19 protein-coding genes are annotated in these 20850 nt (G+C 40.7%); 7 read left to right on the forward strand and 12 right to left on the reverse strand.

Annotated features, from left to right (window positions below):
• Positions 1-45: 45 nt before the first annotated feature.
• The 5 genes from U2718_RS27215 to U2718_RS27235 form a co-directional block, all read right to left on the reverse strand.
• Positions 46-1368, reverse strand: a complete 1323-nt coding sequence (locus U2718_RS27215) for a CO2 hydration protein (protein ID WP_341993172.1) — start codon at positions 1366-1368, stop codon at positions 46-48.
• 194 nt (positions 1369-1562) lie between these two features.
• On the reverse strand, positions 1563-3065 hold the full coding sequence (locus U2718_RS27220; RefSeq protein ID WP_341993171.1) for an NADH-quinone oxidoreductase subunit M: 1503 nt from the start codon (positions 3063-3065) through the stop codon (positions 1563-1565).
• A 53-nt stretch (positions 3066-3118) separates the two neighbouring features.
• Complete coding sequence (locus tag U2718_RS27225; RefSeq protein ID WP_341993170.1) at positions 3119-3811, reverse strand: carbonic anhydrase; 693 nt, start codon at positions 3809-3811, stop codon at positions 3119-3121.
• Positions 3812-3987: 176 nt separating this feature from the next.
• Positions 3988-5850: an NAD(P)H-quinone oxidoreductase subunit F gene (locus U2718_RS27230; protein ID WP_341993169.1), complete on the reverse strand. Its 1863-nt coding sequence runs from the start codon at positions 5848-5850 to the stop codon at positions 3988-3990.
• 246 nt (positions 5851-6096) lie between these two features.
• Entirely contained in the window at positions 6097-6294 is a 198-nt protein-coding gene (locus U2718_RS27235; RefSeq protein WP_341993168.1) for a hypothetical protein, read from the reverse strand.
• Positions 6295-6700: 406 nt separating this feature from the next.
• Between U2718_RS27235 and U2718_RS27240 the strand changes: the two genes are divergently transcribed.
• Positions 6701-7321, forward strand: a complete 621-nt coding sequence (locus tag U2718_RS27240; protein WP_341993167.1) for a hypothetical protein — start codon at positions 6701-6703, stop codon at positions 7319-7321.
• Positions 7322-7328: 7 nt separating this feature from the next.
• Here the strand turns inward: U2718_RS27240 and U2718_RS27245 are convergent, their stop codons facing one another.
• Both U2718_RS27245 and U2718_RS27250 read right to left on the reverse strand, forming a co-directional pair.
• On the reverse strand, positions 7329-7502 hold the full coding sequence (locus U2718_RS27245; protein ID WP_289793853.1) for a hypothetical protein: 174 nt from the start codon (positions 7500-7502) through the stop codon (positions 7329-7331).
• Positions 7503-7764: 262 nt separating this feature from the next.
• Positions 7765-8442: a HupE/UreJ family protein gene (locus tag U2718_RS27250; RefSeq protein WP_341993166.1), complete on the reverse strand. Its 678-nt coding sequence runs from the start codon at positions 8440-8442 to the stop codon at positions 7765-7767.
• Positions 8443-8883: 441 nt separating this feature from the next.
• Here U2718_RS27250 and U2718_RS27255 point away from each other — a divergent pair, with 441 nt between their 5' ends.
• A complete protein-coding gene (locus U2718_RS27255) occupies positions 8884-10419 on the forward strand; it encodes an FAD-binding oxidoreductase (RefSeq protein ID WP_341993165.1) in 1536 nt (511 codons plus the stop codon).
• Positions 10420-10533: 114 nt separating this feature from the next.
• Here U2718_RS27255 and U2718_RS27260 read toward each other — a convergent pair whose 3' ends face one another.
• On the reverse strand, positions 10534-11505 hold the full coding sequence (locus U2718_RS27260) for an iron-siderophore ABC transporter substrate-binding protein (RefSeq protein ID WP_341993164.1): 972 nt from the start codon (positions 11503-11505) through the stop codon (positions 10534-10536).
• Positions 11506-11513: 8 nt separating this feature from the next.
• Positions 11514-14108 (reverse strand): TonB-dependent siderophore receptor, encoded by a 2595-nt coding sequence (locus U2718_RS27265; protein WP_341993163.1) that lies wholly within the window; start codon positions 14106-14108, stop codon positions 11514-11516.
• 244 nt (positions 14109-14352) lie between these two features.
• Between U2718_RS27265 and U2718_RS27270 the strand changes: the two genes are divergently transcribed.
• Positions 14353-15342: a DUF4351 domain-containing protein gene (locus tag U2718_RS27270; protein WP_341993162.1), complete on the forward strand. Its 990-nt coding sequence runs from the start codon at positions 14353-14355 to the stop codon at positions 15340-15342.
• Between the two features lie 5 nt (positions 15343-15347).
• Here U2718_RS27270 and U2718_RS27275 read toward each other — a convergent pair whose 3' ends face one another.
• The gene (locus tag U2718_RS27275; RefSeq protein WP_341993161.1) at positions 15348-16343 is read right to left on the reverse strand and encodes an AraC family transcriptional regulator; all 996 of its coding nucleotides are present in this window, start codon (positions 16341-16343) and stop codon (positions 15348-15350) included.
• 269 nt (positions 16344-16612) lie between these two features.
• Between U2718_RS27275 and U2718_RS27280 the strand changes: the two genes are divergently transcribed.
• The gene (locus U2718_RS27280) at positions 16613-17542 is read left to right on the forward strand and encodes a HEAT repeat domain-containing protein (RefSeq protein ID WP_341993160.1); all 930 of its coding nucleotides are present in this window, start codon (positions 16613-16615) and stop codon (positions 17540-17542) included.
• Entirely contained in the window at positions 17539-17715 is a 177-nt protein-coding gene (locus U2718_RS27285) for a hypothetical protein (protein WP_341993159.1), read from the forward strand. Before U2718_RS27280 ends, U2718_RS27285 begins: the two co-directional genes overlap by 4 nt.
• Positions 17716-17844: 129 nt before the next feature.
• Here the strand turns inward: U2718_RS27285 and U2718_RS27290 are convergent, their stop codons facing one another.
• Positions 17845-18750 (reverse strand): AraC family transcriptional regulator, encoded by a 906-nt coding sequence (locus U2718_RS27290; RefSeq protein ID WP_341993158.1) that lies wholly within the window; start codon positions 18748-18750, stop codon positions 17845-17847.
• Positions 18751-18898: 148 nt separating this feature from the next.
• On the opposite strand from U2718_RS27290, the gene U2718_RS27295 reads away from it, so the two are divergent.
• On the forward strand, positions 18899-19303 hold the full coding sequence (locus U2718_RS27295; RefSeq protein ID WP_341993185.1) for a thiol-disulfide oxidoreductase DCC family protein: 405 nt from the start codon (positions 18899-18901) through the stop codon (positions 19301-19303).
• 198 nt (positions 19304-19501) lie between these two features.
• On the opposite strand, the gene U2718_RS27300 is transcribed toward U2718_RS27295, so the two are convergent.
• A complete protein-coding gene (locus tag U2718_RS27300; RefSeq protein WP_341993157.1) occupies positions 19502-19930 on the reverse strand; it encodes a hypothetical protein in 429 nt (142 codons plus the stop codon).
• A 338-nt stretch (positions 19931-20268) separates the two neighbouring features.
• Here U2718_RS27300 and psbQ point away from each other — a divergent pair, with 338 nt between their 5' ends.
• A complete protein-coding gene (gene psbQ / locus U2718_RS27305) occupies positions 20269-20736 on the forward strand; it encodes a photosystem II protein PsbQ (protein ID WP_341993156.1) in 468 nt (155 codons plus the stop codon).
• The last annotated feature ends 114 nt before the right edge of the window (positions 20737-20850 follow it).

Raw genomic sequence — 20850 nt, forward strand, 5'->3', positions numbered from 1 at the left:
GGATTCAACGACTGGTGTGAGCAGGTAGGCTTTTATGGAAATATCTTAGCGATAATCCTGTCGCTGAATTTGACGCAAACGAGCTGCATCCCGCATACCATATTCAGGACGACAAAAACGATTTAATTGCGCTTCAAAAAATTCTCGATTGGCTTGTAAATGCTTGGGATTTTGATCGTCTAGAGGATATAAAAGTGCTGTTCGCAAAGCTTGAATTACCGCAGAGGTGACATTATACATTGACCGTTGGAAACTGATTCCCAACTGAATCAACATATCATCTTCACCCCGGCAATGCTTTTTGTAATACTCAACTAAATAAGAAGGCAAGAAATGTAACATATCTTGCATTAGTAATGTCGGTGGAATACCTGCTGTACCTACAGGAAACACGTCAGCATAGAGAATTCCATAGTGAAAATCTTCTTGCTTGTCAGGTACTTGCCCGACTTGAGCATTATAAGATTTTGTACCACGGAAAGGGGCAGTACGATAAAAAACAGCTTCTACATAAGGTAATGCTGCTTCGTAAAGCCAGGTGAAGCCTTTAGATTTGGGGATGATTTCGTAGCATTCACCTCGAATATAAACATGATGGTAAATGGGACGTCCGGCGATCGCAAAAATTCCATTCACCAAAAAATTCATAGCATCGGGTACACCTTTAAACCCGCCTTCGTCGTAAATGTCTGACATTTCAAAGAAAACGGGAGCCATGACTTCCCAGAATAAACCAAGATTGGCATAGTAAGACATTTGGCGGCACTGTTCCAAAAACATATCAGGGAACAGTTTGTAAAGTCCCAACATCACAGGATTGCCTTGAAAGTATGCCTTAATTGCTCTGTCGGCATTGGCTTTATACTCTTCGCTATCCAGATAAGCATCAAATTGATTCACTGGCGCATACATATGACGATGCCAGAGCATAGCCCGCATACAAGCTTCAGCAAATTCCATATTGATGCGATCATGGAACAAGTGATGCAATAACTTTGGCATTTTGAAGGTTTCACCTTTTTCCATAAATGCCAAAAGTTCGGGATGGGCAGTTGCTTCACCACGCCAAATTCGTAAATCGGCATCATCACCAGCATAGTGATTGTGGCGCTCTAAATACTCTTTGGGCAAGAAGTATTTAAAAAAGGCTAACGGGTTTAAAAATACACGTTCGGCAATATAAAGCAAGTCACGCCAATAAAAATCCATCGGCACTGCATAAGCTTTATAAATACCGATAATTTGCATCAGGTTTTCTGGCGTATCTGGCAACATCGAACCGCCAGCCTCTAAGCGATGAATTATTTCTGCAAATTCATGAGTTGAAGGCGGTAATTTAGTTACAGGTTTATCTGGAGTTTGTACCATTTAAATTTCCTTTGAGAGTCATTAGTCATTTGTTAGTGGTTAGTAGTTAGTAGGGGAGGCAGCGCGCCCTTGCGGGTTAAGCGCGTCGAGTGCGACTGCCGTGAGGGTTTTGCTGATCATCTCTAGGTTGAAACAGATAATTTATCTTCTAAACCCGCCCGTACAATAGTTGGTAGTTGATGGTTTTCTCCCCTTCATTCCTTGAGGGCTAGTTGAGGAGTCACTGTTTTTTCTAAGGCAGGAATTGTTGCAACAACCGCTGTTGTTGTTGGTTCTATCCAACGCACTAACCAAGTAGGTTGTACTCCCAAGAACAAGATTAAAGCTGCCAAAATTAGAGCTGGCATTTTTTCATACCACTGAACTTTAGGATAGTAGGCAAGGTTGTTGTCGAGTTTGCCGAAACAGGTGCGGTTGAGGAGGATGACAAAATAAACGGCTGTTAAGCCAGAAGCGACTACGCACATTAATGTTGGAATAGGAAAGACAGAAAAAGTGCCTTGAAAGACGATAAATTCAGCAATAAATCCTGTCATCCCAGGAATACCTGCACTAGCCATTCCGCCTAAGACAAGTAAGGCGCTAATAAAGGGTAAACCTCGGATCGGACTCATCAAGCCATTAAGTTTATCTAATTCGCGAGTTCCCACCTTTGCTTCTACAACTCCCACCAAATGGAAGAGGATAGCGAGGATAATACCGTGGCTAACCATTTGGGCAACTGCACCAACAAGTGCTAACGAGGTGCTGGCAGCAGCAGCTAGAAGTATGTAACCCATGTGTCCGATGGAACTGTATGCCACCATGCGCTTGATGTCTTTTTGAGCGATCGCGACGACAGCTCCATAGATAGCACTTACTGCTCCCCAAGTTGCCAATGATGGGGCGAGAATGCTCCAAGCTTGGGGAAACAACATCATGCCAAAGCGCAAAATACCATAGGTTCCTAGTTTTGCTAATACACCACCGAGAAGAATCGCGATCGGGGCGGAAGCTTCGACGTAAGCATCTGGTAACCAGGTATGCAAAGGAATTAGGGGAATTTTAATCCCAAAACCTATTAATATTCCCAGCAGTAGAGTGATTTGCAGTACCGTTGATAAAGCTTGGGTAGAGAGGGAATCGTAATTGAAGTTGGGGGAACCAGTTAGCCAAACTATACCTAAGAAAGTAGCTAAAATCAAGGCTCCGGAAACAGCAGTATAAATGAGGAATTTAATTCCAGCGTAGGCTCGTCTTTGCCCTCCCCAAATCGAAATCAGCAAATAAAAGGGTATTAATTCAAGTTCGTAAAACAGGAAAAACAGTAATAAATTCTCTGCTAGAAATGCACCCGCAACTCCACCACTCACTAATAAAATTAGGGAATAAAAAAGCCGGGGACGTTCTGTCTGCTGACTGCTGCTGTAAATAGCGATCCAAGTAAGTAAGCTATTTAGAATCAGCATTAAGATGGAAATTCCATCAACTCCAAGTTGATAACTTAAACCAAGAGTTTCGTTCCAGGGTAAATACTCTTTTAATTGCATCCCTGGATTGTTGATATCAAATTTGAAGAGAATGAAAAGATTCCACAGAAGAACTATCCCAGCCAGAGTTAATGCTCCTAAACGGATGCGATTAGCAGGAATATTGCCAGGTAATAATGCTATTAAAGCGGCAGTAATAATTGGGAGCCAAATCAAAACACTGAGCATGGTTAATTGAGAATTTTAAAGTTTGTATCACCCTACTTTTTGTTTATTAAATATTAACTTAGCATAGTGACTCTTCCAGTATCTAAATCATAATAGCCACCAACAACTATCAGCTTTTTATCTGCTATTAATTGAGCAAGAACTGGAGATTTTTTTAATTTTTCTACTTGTGCTACAACATTGGCTTTACTACAGTTTTCTAACTTATCTCCAGGTAGATTTTTGGCTTTTTCTATCCCAGGCTTGATGGCCTCCAGTAAGCTACCAATGTAACCTGGAACTTGAGCACCTTTAATAGTGGCATCTACCGCACCACATCTTTTATGTCCTAGTACCATAATTACTTTTGAACCTAATACTAGGCTGCCAAATTCGAGACTACCAATTTCTTCTGGTATTGCAATATTGCCTGCTACACGGCATACAAATAAATCCCCAAATCCTTGGTCAAAGATAATCTCTGAAGGTACCCGTGAATCTGCACAACCGAGAATAGAAGCAAATGGTTTCTGAGTTTTAGCAACTTCTACTAGTCGTTGATAATTCAAATCTTTCCGTTTTCTTTTGACAAACCTTTCATTACCTGATAGCAGTTCTTTGAGTGCTTTGTCAGGAGAAATATCATTTGTTGCAACTGCTTTTGGTGAGAAAACTAACTCTGAGCCTAATCCCGCAGTTACTACACCCGTACCTACTGTTGCCGCACCTAATTTCAGTAAGTTTCTTCTTGAAAAATTTTTGTTCACAGCATTCTTCTCACTCTTTAAAAATGACAGACAAATTACTAGTTTTTAATTGCTAATTCCATTCTGACTAAAACTAGATATCTAGACAAAACTAAACATAAAAATTTTATGTTTAGAAACTAAATTGAAAAAGCCTTTTTCCCTTTGCCTCCTGCTTCCTGCTTTTTGCCTTTTACTCAAAACATCAATTCCAAAAACTGATTTCCCCAAAACGGCCAAGTCACAAACATTCCCAAAACGCCAACTCCAAGCAGAACTGTAAAAGCATAAAATTGAGTTTGTCCGGAGGTTATGTACTTGAGACTTTCACCACCACCAATAGAAGCCAAACCAACTAAATTAACAATGCCATCAACGACAAAGCGGTCAACAATATCGGCTAGTTTAGAAAGCAGATCAACACTCAAAACAATACTCATCCGATAGAGTTTTGGAGTGTAAAAGTCGTAGGCAATCAAATCTTGCAAAGGCTGCCAAGGCAAACGAATTGGTTTGGGAATAAGATTGCTTAGATAGACAACACAACTGATGCTGCAACCAAAAATACTCGACCACATCAGTAGTAAAGCAACATCTTTATTTAGACTTACCCAACTTGGTAAAAGTGATAAACTTTGCAACACCAAAGGCAAATGTAGAACAAAACCAAATAAAATCATCATGGGCAGAGCCATAGGCCAATGAACTTCTGGCGATCGCTCGCTCATTGGCTTGGGTGTACCACCAAAAATCAAACAAAATTCTCTTGTCAAACTAAAAGCTGTTAAAACGTTGACTGCAATTACCACTCCTACCAGCCAAGGTTGTATTTCCCACAGCCCTGAAGCTAATTCCAACAATGCCCAAAAGCTTCCTAAAGGTGGGAAACCAATTAATCCCAAAGTTCCAATTATATAGGCAAGTCCTGACATCGGACGGCGTGACCACAATCCACCCAGTTGAGTAACATTTTGAGTAATACTGTTCCAGATAATTCCACCAGTACTCATTACCAACAATGCTGCCGAGAGGGCGTGGGTAAGTACCAATAACAGCGCAGCTTCATCTTGTTGCGTACCTACAGCAATAAACACCAAACCCATATAAGTGCTTACTGAATAGGATAAGCAGCGTTTGATATCTATTTGAGCGATCGCAATTATTGAACCACCAAGTGCCGTTACTCCACCAATAGCTACCATTGCAGCAGAGGCGATCGGCGACAGACTCAAAACAGGTTGCAGTTTAATTAGTACCCAAGCACCGCTCGCCACTACCACCGAGTTACGTAAAATGGTACTGGGAACAGGCCCTTCCATTGCCTCATCTAACCACAAATGTAGAGGAAATTGAGCGCATTTACCCATCGGCCCGGCAATTAGTGCCAAACCAACCAATGCCATCACTGTAGGATCAACATTGGCAGTAGCCGCCCAATTAGCTAATTCGGTATAATTCCAAGTTCCAGCTAAAGGCCATATCGCCAGTACCCCCATTAACAGAAATAAGTCGCCTACCCGCTTCGTTAGAAAAGCGTCTCTAGCACCAGTAACTACTAGAGGCTGGCTAAACCACAGCCCGACTAACAAGTAGGTTCCTAAAGTCAAGATTTCCAGAATTACATAGCTAAAGAATAAGTTGTTGCAAAGGGCTAAAGCACAAAGTCCTGCTTCAAATAAACCCAGCAGAGAATAAAAGCGTCCCCAACCCCAGTCCATTTCCATGTAACCAATGGCGAAAATCTGCGCCAGCAAATTCAAGCCAGCAATAACCACCATTGCACCTACACTTACCGAGGAAATTTCTAAATCTATAGAGAGGTTTAAACCAGCAACACTCAACCAAGGTATGGACACTTCATAAGGTGGCTGACTCCACGCGGCTGGAAATGCCAGTGTAGAATGCAGGAAAGCGAGAAATGTCATAATTAAGTTGACATAACCCGCAGGTCTTGGCCCGGTGCGGCGAATAATTCCAGGCGACCAAGGCACAGCAAGCAATCCACCAATCAAAGCGTAACAAGGCACCAGCCAAACAGTTTCAAGCAAGAATTGAGCCATAGACTCATCTACCTCTAAATATGCAGAAAAACAAAGAGCGGTCGTGAAAACACAACCGTTGCTTCCAAGCAAAGTAAAGTATGAAAAAAATTTAATTTTTGTTTAATCTCTATTAAAGATAGATTAACCTTATATGTCCAAAAATGGAATTACCTAACCTAGATAATTAAACGATATTTGCTCTAATAAATTCTTATATTTTGATTCTCAAATGATTACCATAGTTTTAACTCTATACATAATTTACTAATATAAATTTATACAGGATAATCTTGACATAGCTGCGATCGCCAGAATCTCGATGATGAGTATTGGAACCTCAACGATGAGTCTTGAAACTGCTGTTGCCACATTAGTAGAAGCGGCGAATAAGCTACTACCTGCGATTTCTAATACCAATTTGAAAAAAGAATGCGACAAATAGACATTGTACAGACGTGCCATTGCACGTCTGTACATCAGGATGTGTTGCAAACACTTTTTGAATCGGTACAAGCTATTTGGTTTGGGCTAATTCATCTAAAATTGTTTATTAGGAACTTCCAATTAAAAAAATCTCCAATTTATAGTAGGGTATGTTAGGACAATAGTCTGTAACGCACCATCAACTCCTCTAAAAATGGCGGATTACGCTTCGCTAACCCAACGGCAATAAGCGGGAGGAACATCCACACCCGGACACTTGCTATAACGGGGGGCTTTGAGGGCCGTGGTAAGCCATCACTGCGGACGGGTTTCCAACGGACAGTTCCTACAACGGGGGAGATCCCCGCAACGCAGTATCCTCGCTTTTTGCCTCCTCTACATTGATTGAATAATTTATTTTTTGGTAATTCCTTATGAGGTTGATATGGCTTTTAGTGGCTACAAAACCATAGGCGAAGTTCTTAAAGCTTTTCAAGTCACTTATAAAGAAGCAAACTTTGTTGTCGAAATTCCATTTGATATCTCTAACTACTTTCGTGAAGACTTAGAAACAGTCATGCGCGAAGGTGTTGTTGATAACTCAGAGTTTGCAATCTGTGAAAATCTAATTTACCCAGTACTGAAAGAAGTTTGGAAGCGCTACAGCAGCAAATTTATTTTGTGGAGCCATCAGTCTCTCAATTACTATGAGAAATTATCCGGTTTTCCTGAATATATTCTGGCGAAAAGGTCACCTTTAGGAAAAGTTGTATTTGATAAATCTTACTTTATTTTAGTAGAAGCCAAACAAGATAACTTTGAAGCTGGTTGGGCGCAATGCCTAGCAGAAATGATTGCTGCTGAAAGACTTAATAATGAGCTGCAAATTACTATATATGGTATTGTTTCTAATGGAGGCTTATGGCAGTTTGGCAAACTTGAAGGTAATTCATTTACTAGAAATATTGCTCCATACACAATTTATGAGCTAGAAAAACTCTTTGCTGCTGTTAATTATGTCTTCCAACAGTGTGAATCGCAGCTCAATAATTTAGTAACAGCTTAATTTTGCATCAACTAATAGGATAGTACTGAGTCACTATCGATACTGGTTGCTCAACCTCACTGATAGGAGCAGGTTTCATTTCCCCACGAAAGTCTAGTATTTGGACAAGCAGAAGGTAGGCGATCGCTAAAATAATTGAGATAGCACCTGTAATAATGGCAACAATTTTTGAGCGTTTCATTTAGTGTTTACTAACTTACTTTTAATAGTTTATCAAAGTTAACAATCAATAGTATTCTCCGCCTGAGCGCGTTTGTTTGTCTACTCATTCTGAGAAACTTGCTGTGGCTTCAGAAAAATATTTATTCAAAAAAGTAACCCAGTCACAGAAAGTAGCAACTAGTACAACTCCAACACATGGGAGGTATGTTGATGATTGCTCTGGCTGGTATTTCTGGGCTGGGAATAGCAGGAAATTAATTTGGCGAATTTGTACGTTGAGATTAACCGATAATAGCTGTAGTTAAGAAGACAGTACCAATAGCAGCGATAGCCAAGCCAGCAAACCGTAACATTTTTATACCACTAAATTTGTTACTAATAGCAGTACCAATCAGTAAAGCACCAATTGCAACTACGTACTGAATCACACTAAAGCCTGCTAAGTAAGCAATCAAAGGTGTCATTTGAGCACCAACGATGGATTCGCCGTAAGCGTAGCCGTGGAATAAACCTGCGATCGCACCTAATCCTGCTAGTACTAACCAGTTGGGTTTGCGAGACAATAGCAGCATCACTCCAAAGGCAACTACAGAAAAAGCAATAATAATTTCAGGAAATGGTAAATCATAGTTGAGAACGTGAATACCTGTTCCTGTCATTGCAGTTAATACAAAAGCTGCGGGAATTAAAAAACTATTCTGCTGACCGATGCTAAGTAAACCTATAGCTACAACAAAAGCAAAATGGTCTAGTCCAATAACTGGGTGCGCTAAACCAGATATGAATCCTTCAAAGAAGTTAGACGGAACTTTACCACTTAAGGCGTGATGGGCTAAAACTGGATCAGTAGAACTTAGTAGCCCTAAGCAAACTACAGACGCAATTATTATATACAGTTTTCCTGATGACAATGCAGAGGATTTAGTTTTCTTTGCAGTATAAAGCTGGATCTTAGACATTTGATACCTCCCTGTTTAGGGTGATTAGTACATCGGTAAATATTTTGGTTACAAAAGTACAAAGTTAAAATTTTACCAATGTAACTTTCAGACGTGATCGCATAATATGCAATCCTACTGATGTGATGGTGACAAATTTATATTTATTCAATGATTTATACAAGTCTTTGTCCAAAACATGACTCGTTCCGACAAGTGCCTCAGTCTTCTTGATTAGTTTTGTTTGCTTGCAACTATGCTCCTCTAGAGTAATATTACATCCAAATCTAATATCTCCTTTTACCCTACACCCTGGAAGGGTGTGGCTACACAAATAAAGCCCGCCTACGCGGGCTACACAGAAAAAGGGTTGAACAACCGGATTTGGTATAAAAAAGTCTATTTAGGCGACAGGAACGCGATACTTGTTAATAGTGTTGTGTGTATTCTTGGTTAATCTCTATGTCTTTGACTGAAGGAATTCTTTCTCAACTACCGGGTGATGTTTTAGGAGGTTTGCGTCGCGCAGATAAAGTTTTATCATCCATCAAGTCAGGAACCGCACCAGTGCCAATGGTAGTTAAAGAAAGTCAGCAAAATTTAGGTGCTGTAGATTGGGATGTTTTAGTTTGCGGTGGTACTTTGGGGATTTTCATTGGTTGTGCCTTAGCTTTGCAAGGGGTGCGAGTAGGATTAATTGAGCGGGGAATTTTGCGGGGAAGAGAGCAAGAATGGAATATTTCTCGCCATGAATTACAAGTTTTTGTGCAATTGGGCTTGTTAACAGACGCAGAATTAGAAACAGCGATCGCCACAGAATACAATCCCGCTAGAGTGGGCTTTCACAATGGCATAGAAGTTTGGGTGCAAGATGTCTTGAATATTGGTGTAGATCCAGTGTATTTACTGGAAACTTTAAAACAAAGATTTCTTGCTGCTGGTGGCAAGTTATTTGAAAACACGCCCTTTGATGAGGTAGTAGTTCACCCAGACGGAGTAATTGTCAACAACCAATACAAAGCCAGATTATTAATTGATGCGATGGGGCATCTTTCAGCGATCGCTCAACAAGCACGACAAGGACAAAAACCAGATGCCATATGCTTAGTTGTCGGAAGTTGCGCTCAAGGCTTTCCTAACAACAGCACAGGTGATTTATTGTTGTCGTTTACACCTATACAAAATCAATGCCAATACTTTTGGGAAGCTTTTCCTGCTAGAGATGGCAGAACTACGTATATGTTTACCTACATGGATGCAGATCCACAACGCTTGGGTTTAGAAGCTCTATTTGAGGATTATCTGCATTTAATGCCGAAATATCAAGGTGTAAAATTAAACCAGCTAACATTTCAAAGAGCGCTATTTGGCTTCTTTCCTTCCTATCGCCAAAGCCCACTTCAAACCCCTTGGAGCCGCATTTTACCAGTAGGAGATAGCAGCGGCAGTCAATCACCTCTGAGTTTTGGGGGTTTTGGTGCAATGATACGTCACTTGCAGCGTTTAACTCAGGGCATTTATGAAGCACTGCAAACCAATCAATTATCTGCTAAGGCGCTAAGATTACTACAACCATATCAACCGAATTTAAGTGTTACTTGGCTATTTCAAAAAGCAATGAGTGTTGGTGTAGAGCAAAAAATTGCTCCCGATCAAATTAATCAATTGCTCTCAGCAGTATTTGCAGAAATGCAAAGCTTGGGCGAACCCGTATTAAAACCATTTTTGCAAGATGTAGTCAACTTTTCGGGACTAACGCAAACATTATTAAAGACGAATTTTGCACATCCGGAAATAGTTGTCAAAATTATTCCACAAGTAGGTTTAGCAGCTTTGCTAGATTGGATGATTCATTATGGGAATTTAGGGATTTATTCTCTGTTGTTTCGATTGAGCAAAAAGTTAGAACCTTGGGAAAATAATTTACCCAACACTACTAAATACTATTGGCATCGCTGGGTTGATGCATGGAAGTTTGGTTCTGGAGGTGATAATTAGTATGATGCTAATGAATAGGTAAAGTCGTGTCATCTAGAGGTAGGTTTTCTGGTTGTTCTTCAGATTAACGGTGGTAGGATTTACAGGTGAATAAGATGTGTTTATTTATGAGAATTAAGGAGTGTTGACAAGATATTTCTCCAGATCATCAAGGATAGCGTTAATCGCAAAAATATCTGAACTATGCCAATGTCCGCCTACAAAATAAACTTTATTTTTTTGAAAAACTTCGAGTTGTGACCATAAAGGACTTTGTTTGAGTTTCTCTAACGTCTTCTTATCATCTTCCCTTTCCCAAGATACAAAGAAGAGAACGTCCCCATCAATATCAAATATTTTTTCCTTAGATATATTTTCGATATAGAATATATCCCTTCTCTGTGATTTGGGACGTTGTAGACTAATATCCTGCAAAACTGATCCAGAGAAATGCTTTTCTCCATAAGACCAAATGCCGTATTCTGAAGATGTATTTGCAATGGATACCTCCACAGTTTTGAGGCGGTTCCCCAAAGCTTGCTTCAGGTTTTCCACCCGTTGCCAATACTCATCCATTAATTGTTTATTAACCTCTTGTTTCCCCAAAACAGTAGCAAGTTCCTCCAATTGCTCCTTCCAGGTTGGGGGAGGAAAAGGTATGTTTAATACAACTGTAGGTGCAATGTATGATAGCTGTTTGTAGATACCTTTCAAACCAGAGCTAGATATAATTAAGTCAGGTTTCAGTCGTAATATTTTTTCGATATCAGGGGAATTTAAGCCTCCTACAGACTCTACTTGGTCTACTTTACCTTGAAGATACCTTGGAAGGGGAAAACCTGGAACATACGCTGCGGCGATAGGTCGTATACCCAGTGCCAAACTATTGGCTAAAGTATCTTGTCTAAGGGTCACGACTCGTTGAGGGTTGCGAGGAATGCAAGTGCTACCCATTACGTGTTGCACGATTCGGCAATCCTCAACAGGCTGTTTATAGCTAGTAATACTGGTATCGTTAGTTGTGTTGCAAGCCGAAACCAGTATGACTGTTAAGATACTCAAAAGCATCAGATGAGTGAGGCGACGCAAAGAGATACTTGTCAACATCTAACACCCTAAAACTTCCAGGAAATCGTACCTTGAACGGTGAAAGGTTCACCTGGAGCAACAAGTGTTCCAGATCCAAATCGACTGTTATAGTAATCTACATTAAAGAGATTGCGGAAATTGATGGCAGCGCGGAATTGGTCACGCTCATAGAAAATGGCAGCATCGGTACGGAAGTAACTGGGTAGCTCTAAGGTATTAGCCAAATCTGCTGCTCTCTCTCCAAAATAATAGAAGCCTAAACCAAACCCCAGTCCTTGCAAATCACCTTGTTGAATTCTGTAAGTTGTCCATAGGTTGAATGAGTGTTCGGGAGCAGCAAATAATCGATTACCCTCTGGAATTGTATTATCTTTCGTGACTCTGGCATCGTTGTAGGCATAACCGCCAATAATGTTCCATCCTGGTAAAATTTCGCCACTGATATCCAATTCAATTCCTCGACTGTTTTGTTCTCCAGTTTGAACTGAAAAATCAGGATTATTTGGATCAGTTGTCGTCACATTGGAGCGGGTTAAATCATAGAAGGCGAGGGTGGTAGAAAGTTTGCTAGTCAAGTCAGCTTTGATCCCGACTTCATACTGGGTTCCGCGCTCTGGCTGGAACGCTTCTCCCGTGGCAGATATACCGATTGTAGGAGCAAATGATCGAGCAAAACTGGCATACAAAGAAATGGGCTGGATCGGCTGATAAACAATCCCCACTCGTGGGCTAAATGCAGTGTCCGATTGGCTGGTTTCTACATTTGTTAGTCGATCCGTTGTGCGCTCCTTAAATATATCCACCCGTCCGCCTAGCAGAAGTTTCAAGTTTTCAGCAAGAGTGATTTGATCTTGGAGGTAAATACTAAGCGTATCTCTAGTTGTGAAGCTGTCTGAGTTACGAACACCAGTTGGAGCAATGGTGTTGTTATAGACTGGATCGAAGATGTCTACTGGGGCAACAGAAAAAATGTTATTTTCAAAGCTTAAATCACTTGTATTTCGACTCAAACTAAAGCCAAATAGCAGTTGATGATTGATTGAACCAGTGTTGAATTTACCCAATAAGTTGGTATCTAGATAATAGCTATCGTAAAATTGACTGCCAATAATCGCCCTTCTATTCAGCGTGCGATTATCAGCCGCTAGACTAGTGGGAATGATAGTCACACCGCGATCATCAGCATCGTAAAACCTATAACGGAAGGCATTTCGCAGCCTCAAGTTTTCATTGAATCGATGCTCAAAGCGATAGCCAACTCTGCCAACGGCGGTTACCTTATCTTCTACTGGTCCTACTGAATTAAAACTACGGCGTACTTCTCCATTCGGATTTGGTAGCACAGTACCTACAGCTGGCAGTCCATTAGGTTGCTGGTTATTTCTTTCCTGAATATTGACATCACCCTCTAGCACTAGGTCTGTATTTTGCCCCAGACGAAAGCTTAAACTAGGCGCAATGGAAAGTTTTGTAAATTCATTAAAGTCAACAAACGTTTCAGCACTCCGATAACCAGCAATAAAGCGGTAGAGAGCAGTTTTAGAATCATTCAACGGCCCAGTGAGATCGATTGTCCCCTGATAATCATTAAAGCTCCCAATCGTTGCACTGATTTCATACAACGGATCGCGCAGTGGTTGTTTGGTCACAAAGTTAATAATTCCACCAAGAGCACTGAATCCAGTTTCGCCATACAAAACGGAGGCTGGACCCTTCAACACTTCTAGTCGTTCTACATTGACAAAGCCACCATCGCTAAATATGTCATCGGGTATACCGTTTACAAGACTGTTGCCGTAATTTTCAAAGCCTCGGATGGAAAAATTATCTCTGCTTCCAGCAGAACCAGGACTAATTGAGGTTACACCGCTGATGTTTTCCAATCCATCTGTGATACTTCTAGCTTGACGGTCTCGCAGCACTTGTTGCGGCACAACTTGAATCGATTGGGGAATATCTCGCAAAGGTGTATCGGTTCTTGTTCCCACTGAGGTATCTGGTATGCGATAGTTGTCTTGCTCTCCCGTCACCACCAACTCAATTGGCTCATCTTGCTGTGCTGCCGATTCCTCTGATTGTGGTGTTTCCGGCTGCTGTGGTGGCTGCGTTGCTGTTGCAGCAGAAGTAATCTCAAAAACCAGCCCTGCATTATCATCAAATAACTCAACTGTAGGTAAAGCCTTCTCACTAGCCACAACTACCCGCACAGTATTTGCATCAAGATTTGTAACTGTTATCTTAGTAATTTCACTATTTAGTTTTTCGGAACGGAATGTGAAAGCTTCTCCCGATGGTAAACGTAACTGAGCATTAGATATATCTGCAATAAAATTATTACCTGCACTGCGATTTGTAACTTGCAGTTTCTCCCCTTGTGCTGTTTCTAAAATTACCTCCACACCTTTATCTGTGGGATTTGCTTTCACAGCGGTAATGGTTACAGTCTCTAGATTTGGAGTTTGTACTAACTGATACGCGCTGTTACTAAAAAATTCTACTTGATTGAGATATGGAATCTTATTGCTAGATATTTGGGCATTTTCAGCGATCGCAACATTGATAGCCACCACCCAAGCCGATCCAGAGACAAATAATATTGATAGTAACTTTTGTAACTTCATTGATGACTCTCACACCTGTATTTTAGGAAGACTATTGCTATAGAGAAATCTTCTCAAGTAGAAATTAAGGTGAGTTTAGAGTTTTTTCAGGCTGCGAGTCTATCTAAAAATGGCGGTTAATTATCCCAAAAAAGTAGTTTTAGTTCCAAAATCTATCTCTGGTGACATTTGGCTATAATTTTTTTTGACAGTGGGCGACGGGCAGCGCACCATCCCCTATGATTGAATCTCTACCAATCAACTCATGACTGAGGAACTCCAAAGAGCCGATAATGATTCGCCGTGGAAAGAAATCCTAGAAGCCTACTTTCCCCAAGCCATGCATTTTTTCTTTCCTCAAACATCTGCACTGATTGATTGGGAAAGTCCCTACGAGTTTCTCGATAAAGAATTTCAACAAATTGCCCGCGAAGCCGAACTCGGTAGAAGATATGCAGATAAGTTAGTCAAAGTTTGGCAACTTCAAGGAGAGGAGATTTGGCTGTTAATTCATGTCGAAATCCAAGCCACACCAGAAGATAATTTTGCACAAAGGATGTTTTCCTACAACCTGCGAATTTTTGATAAATTTGCCAAACCAGCCATTAGCCTAGCAATTTTGTGCGATGCAGACTTGAAATGGCGACCAAATCAATACAGTTACAATTACCCTGATTGTGGACTGCACTTTCGATTTGGAACAGTCAAACTGCTGGATTATCAAAATCGATGGAGTGAATTACAAGATAGTGATAATGTGTTTGCAACAGTGGTAATGGCGCATCTGAAGACGCAGCAAACCACCAAACAGCTCTTAGAACGCAAGGCTTGGAAGTTTAGCTTAATTCGACGATTGTATGAACAAGGATTGCAAGAAAGGGAGATTCGTAACCTCTATCGATTTATTGATTGGGTTATGATTTTACCAAAAGCATTAGAAGCAGAATTTTGGCAAGAGTTTAAACAATTTGAGCAGGAGCTTCGTATGAGTTACATAACAACAGGTGAGCGCATTGGCTACGAGCGGGGTAAGGAAGAGGGTAAACTCGAAGGCAAACTCGAAGGCAAACTCGAAGGTGAGCAAGCACTTGTCCTACGGTTACTGCAAAAACGAGTGGGAGATTTACCCCAAGAAGTTCAACAACAGATTCACAGTCTTTCGCTAGAACAGTTGGAAGCACTGGGAGAGGCTTTATTAGATTTTAGGACGATCGCTGACTTACTCAACTGGCTACAAGCAAATCACAAAGTCTAGATTACTCACACCTTGCCCTTGAGACAATCACGGGGACTAATTCCAAACATCCGTTTAAATGCTGCCGAAAATTGCCCCAAGTGGGAATATCCTACACAATTTGCCACATCAGCTACGCGCATATTACCTTCATACAGCAAAAGACGTGCTTGTTCCATGCGGTATTGATGTAAATATTGAAAAGCACTTTTCCCAAAAACTTTCTGAAAACCCTGTTTTAACTGATAAGGGCTGAGTCCAACATTTTCTGCTAATTCCATCATAGATGGAGGATTTTCCATCCGGCTTTCTAAAAGCTCCTTGGCTTGATAAATTCTCTCAATTACAGTTCGCTTTGGTTTGTGTGGGTGACATTGGATAGCTTCTCCCGTTATATCCTGTTGCAATCGTAAAGCGATTAGTTCCAGCGCTTTAGATTCTAAATAAATCTGTTTAACCAAACCTTGAAAGGGACATTGCCAAATTTGCTGCAAACTCACCTGCATTTGAGTAGTAATTGTACCAGTACGTACAGAATATTCCTCATCTGGTTGGCGAAATAGATGCTTCAACAGATGTGGAATCGTGTCATTGTGAATACCAAATAATGTTTTAAATAATTCTGGTTGAATGTGAATATCAATGTCCTGTTTTTTTTGTGGTGAAGAAGTATAATATAATTTCCTCGGAGACATTCCACAACCGCATAAAGCCGTTTCACCAGCCTTTTGCGAGGCATATTCAAAATTACTAACACTATCACCTACTAGCTGAAAATAAAACTGTAAAGGATGCTCTGGTTCTTCTGGAGAATATTCAGTCACATCTCCGTGAATTTGATAATCTCCAATGATGAGAGAAAATCCCTGATGTAGTTTAATATCTTTAATATAACCATGAGCTAATTCATGGGGATACTCTATGAGGTTTTCTGAAAAATAATTACCTGCATTAAGAATTGGATTTTCTGCCACTGGGGGAAATGGATTTGTATTATCTGGCTGTAAAATGGTGTTTGACATGGAAAATTAGCAAAACAGAAGTAACAAAAGTTTTGCAAGACAAATAATAATAATTTTCAATAAGTATACAGGATTTTCCCCTGACTTTCAATCAGGTAAATGTATCTGCGCGATCGCTGTGAAATTACAGTTCTCAATTACCATACCTCTGTACAGTGATGAAAAAATTTTGGTTAAAACTTTTTAGTTGAATTGTTTGCGTGACGTTCGTAATTGAGATGGTGAGTTGTGTATTCATCTTAAAGATAAATTTATTCACCCATATATTTATGACTCAATTTACGAACCAAAAATTCCCGACTAAATCTCGTTTGAGTGCAATTACTTCTCGAATAGCAGTGGGTTTATTATTCTTTTCATCGCCTTTCGTTGTAACTAGCGCTAGTTGGGCGCAGCAGGCATCGGAAGTACCACTCACAAATTCTCCTGACGTTAAAATATCTGTACCTCTACAGGGTAATAATTCTCAGCCTTCTATTAGTGTTGCTCCTGATAAAGTTTCTCCTGCAATACCAGTTTTACTTCAGGTTTTGCAAGGCAGGCAACCGCAGGCGGGCTTTGATGCTAGTTCTGCAATACCTGTGTTAATTCAGGGGTTACAGGGTGGTAGTCCAGATGTGCGCACACAAGCTATTTCTGCGATGCCTGGAATAATTAAAGCGTTGCAGGGTGAAAATTCACCAGCTCAACCACAAGCTCAACCTCAAGCTCAAGTGCAACCTCAATCACAACCTAAACCAAGGACAAAAGTAGCAGGAAATTGTGTAGTAACAAATCCAGCGTCTATCGTACCTGGGCTAATTCAAGGATTAAGCAATCAAGACGAAATTGTTCGCTTCTTTGCTGCTTCTGCTCTTGCCTGTATCGGAGAAGGAGCCACATCTGCGGTTCCTAACTTATTAGGTAATTTGCAAGATCCAGATAAGTCTGTGCGTTTAGTTGCTGCCTTGGCTTTGGATGCCATTGGTACAGGTTTCCAGCATACAGCTAGGCAGTTATCATCTGGGGAATCAAGTCCGTTACTATCTAACTTTGGCTCTGTGTTGAATTTAGTCACCGATCCATTACTGAAGCTTCCACAAACTTTACTTAATCCACAACAACAAACACCAATTCAACAACAAGTTCCCCCTCAACAACAAACACCAATTCAACCACAAGGACAAATTCCTCCTCAACAACAAATACAAAGCCCTTGAAAACCAATGGCGTCAATCAAGACAGCTTAAGCGATCGCATTTTGGCAAGGGTATGCATGAGGGCGATCGCTTTTTATCTTGCTTGTGTGAATCACGTCTTTTTTGTAGAGGGTGTAGGGGAGCGCTGGATGCGGAGGCTTCCTCCGCATATAGAAGTGCGTTGTGGGGTGTAGGGGAAAAATTTTTTATACCAATGCCCAATGCCCATTTTTATGCCTGGTAATAAAACTTGTTTTATAGCGACTGCCTTATTTCCTAAGAGCTAAACATTCACTTTCTAACAACCTAATCACAACAATTACCTAAATTTTTACTTGTTCTCTGTAGGCTTTTGGTGTTATGCCGATATGCTTGCGAAAAACGTTAGTGAAGTGGCTCTGATTTTGAAATCCAACTTGCTGGCTAATTTGATTGATTGCTTCCTCTGTTCGTGCTAGTAATCTTTTAGCCTTCTCAATTCTACAATTTGTGACGTACTGATGAGGTGACAACCCCGTTGACTGTTTAAAAAGCCGTGAAAAATGATACATACTCATTTGCACTACATCAGCAATTTCTACGAGTGATAAATCTTGATCGAGATTCTCATCAATATATTCAATTGCTTTTCGTAACCTCATCTGAGGAAGTCCTTCAGAATACGTGGGAATTGCTGCCAAGAATTTAGAATACTTTTTCAGCAGATGAAGGCATAGGGTTACAGCCAAAGAATCTATATATAAAATACTTCCCATATTTACTGATTCAAGTTCCGACTTAAGTGCTAATCCAATATGCTGTATCAAAGGATCGGGAGAAGCAAAATGAGGAATAATCTCGTAGCGTTGTAAATCAATAGTGTCGTAACTAACACGATCAAACAGTTCAGCATCTAAGCTAATGACCAAAAATTCTGCTTCCGATTCCCAACATAATTTATGATTGATATTAGCTGGGACGACAACTATGTCACCATACTTGATGTTCTCAGTTTGAATCCGTCCATCCAAAACTCGTTCAGCTTTGATCGGGCTATTTGCAAGACTAATACTAAGCGCGTGCTGTGTAGGACTATGTTCTGGAGTCTCGCTCCCAGGCTGGCGATGAAAGTCTAGACGTATACCATTCCATCTGGCTTTGTAGCTAGAAATCACAGGCGATCGCGGCAGAATGTTTGTATAAGGATTCTCTTGTGCAAAATCAACACTAAATATTTTCTCTTCTGCCATTGTTCTAGCCTTAGAAAAAATTGGGTTTTGGGTATTAGCCCATGCTGACTCGACTAAACAGCACTGATGTTATTTGTCAAAAGTAGATAATTAGATTTACAAATAGTAATAATATACACTAATTTTTTATCCTACATCTGTTGTGAGCATACAATACTACGTCGTCTACGATGGTAATTGCAATCTCTGCGTTACTTTAGTGCAACTACTAGAAACTTTAGATCAAGGGAAGCTATTTCGCTACATTCCCATGCAAGACTCTCAGAGGCTGCAACAGTGGGAAATTACGCCCCAGGATTGTGAGTTAGGTATGATTTTAATTGATGCCAATGTGCCAGAAAAACGCTGGCAAGGCAGTGCAGCAGCTGAAGAAATTGGGCGATTGTTACCTTTGGGCAGTGTATTTGTGGATGCTTATCGTGCTTTACCGGGTGTGAAATGGGTAGGCGATCGCGTCTACGAACAAATTCGCGACAATCGTTACACTCTGTTTGGCAAGCGTTCCAACACCTATAAATCTGTGTACTGTGAAGAAGGTGGGTGCAAAGTGTGAATTTATGCTCTTTCTTCGTTTTGTAAGGTATGTTGTCGCCAAGCGCAACGCACCAACCTAGATTTTCGGTGCGTTACGAACGGTAGTTCTAACGCATCCTACCAAAGCTGTACTTAGAAGAGGGGAGAGGGGGAGAGTTTATCAACAATATTCCCCGTGTCTTTGTGTCCTCGCGTTTGAGTGTCCTCTTCCTAGTCCCTATTCACTCAGTTTATTAAACAACTCCAAAATCTGCCGACAAAAATTCTTGAGCTTGTCTCTCACTTCTTCTGAAGGTTGAGTTGCACCGACAAAATTCCAATTTTCCACCGTAGACAGTCGCCACTGTTCGCCAAGATGAGTAAATCCTGCTATCTCGACGCCAATTGCTCGATGTGAGCCGTTAACAGGATCTTGATAAAAACGGATTTGAATCAAAATACTGCGACTGTGCCAAGATTTACTGATTCCAGGGAAGTGAAAACCGATATCTATGGAATCCGGATCGACTAACTCTCTGGTTTGTGGATCATTTGTCCAGGGTTTAAGATCCGATCTGGCGTCGGGAAACTCGAATTTAAATAAATTCACCACTGCTGCAATCTTGCTGGCGAATTCCAGATTTGTTGCCATCTCAGCTGCGTTCACGGAAAACACTCCCCTCAAGTGGTGTCTGCTAATGAATGATGGGATTACATAAAAACCGCCAGAAGGCACTTTGTATTGGAATTTTACCCTATCAATATCTTTTGAATTTAGCAACTTTAAATCAAGCTTTTCTGACAATTAATGAATATTAGCTTTGAAAAGAAAATCTTAAGTAAATATACTCAAAATGTCAAGAAAAAGCGGGTAATCTCTGTCTATATTGGAAGATACCAAGTAACGATTGAAGAATTTCAACAAAATCCCTTGTTAATCGGAACAAGAAGTTACACACTCCGATCTAAAATGACACTGTAATCGGCAACACATAAGCTTGGTTTATGGCGCGTCAACGCTCTTTCTTATCATTACTCCTTGTTCTTTTAGCAACATTTCTGATTAGTTGTGGTAGTCCTTCCGTCGCCACAGCACCTCCAACTTATACCTACGCACAGGTTCAAAAAATTCAGGGATACTTACCTGAAATAGAGATTGTGCGCGATCGCTCACAAGAATTACAAGATTTGATCCAAAAAAATGATTGGATCAACGTTGGTAATTTTATACACGGCCCTATGGCAGAAGCAAGGTTGCATATGAACTACGTCGTTCCCAACCTCCTGCCTAGCGATCAACCCAAAGCACGTCAAATAGCACGGGAATTGTTTGATCATTTAATTAAAATTGATCAAGCCGCTGACTCTGGCAATACTCTTAAAGCCTTGAGTAATGCCAACGCTGCATTTGCAGATATTGACAATTTCCTCAACTTACTTCCTGAAAATAGTACTCAAGCAAAGGCTAGTTAGGAAAACTGGGGGACAAGGGATAGGGTACAGGTGACAAGGGGACAAAAAGACAAGGGGAATGTAAATGATAATTTCTCCCACTCCCCCCTCTCCCACTCCCCCTCTCTCCCACTC

Origin of the sequence: Chlorogloeopsis sp. ULAP02 (genome assembly GCF_038404745.2) — a bacterium.
Taxonomy (GTDB): Bacteria; Cyanobacteriota; Cyanobacteriia; order Cyanobacteriales; family Nostocaceae; genus Chlorogloeopsis.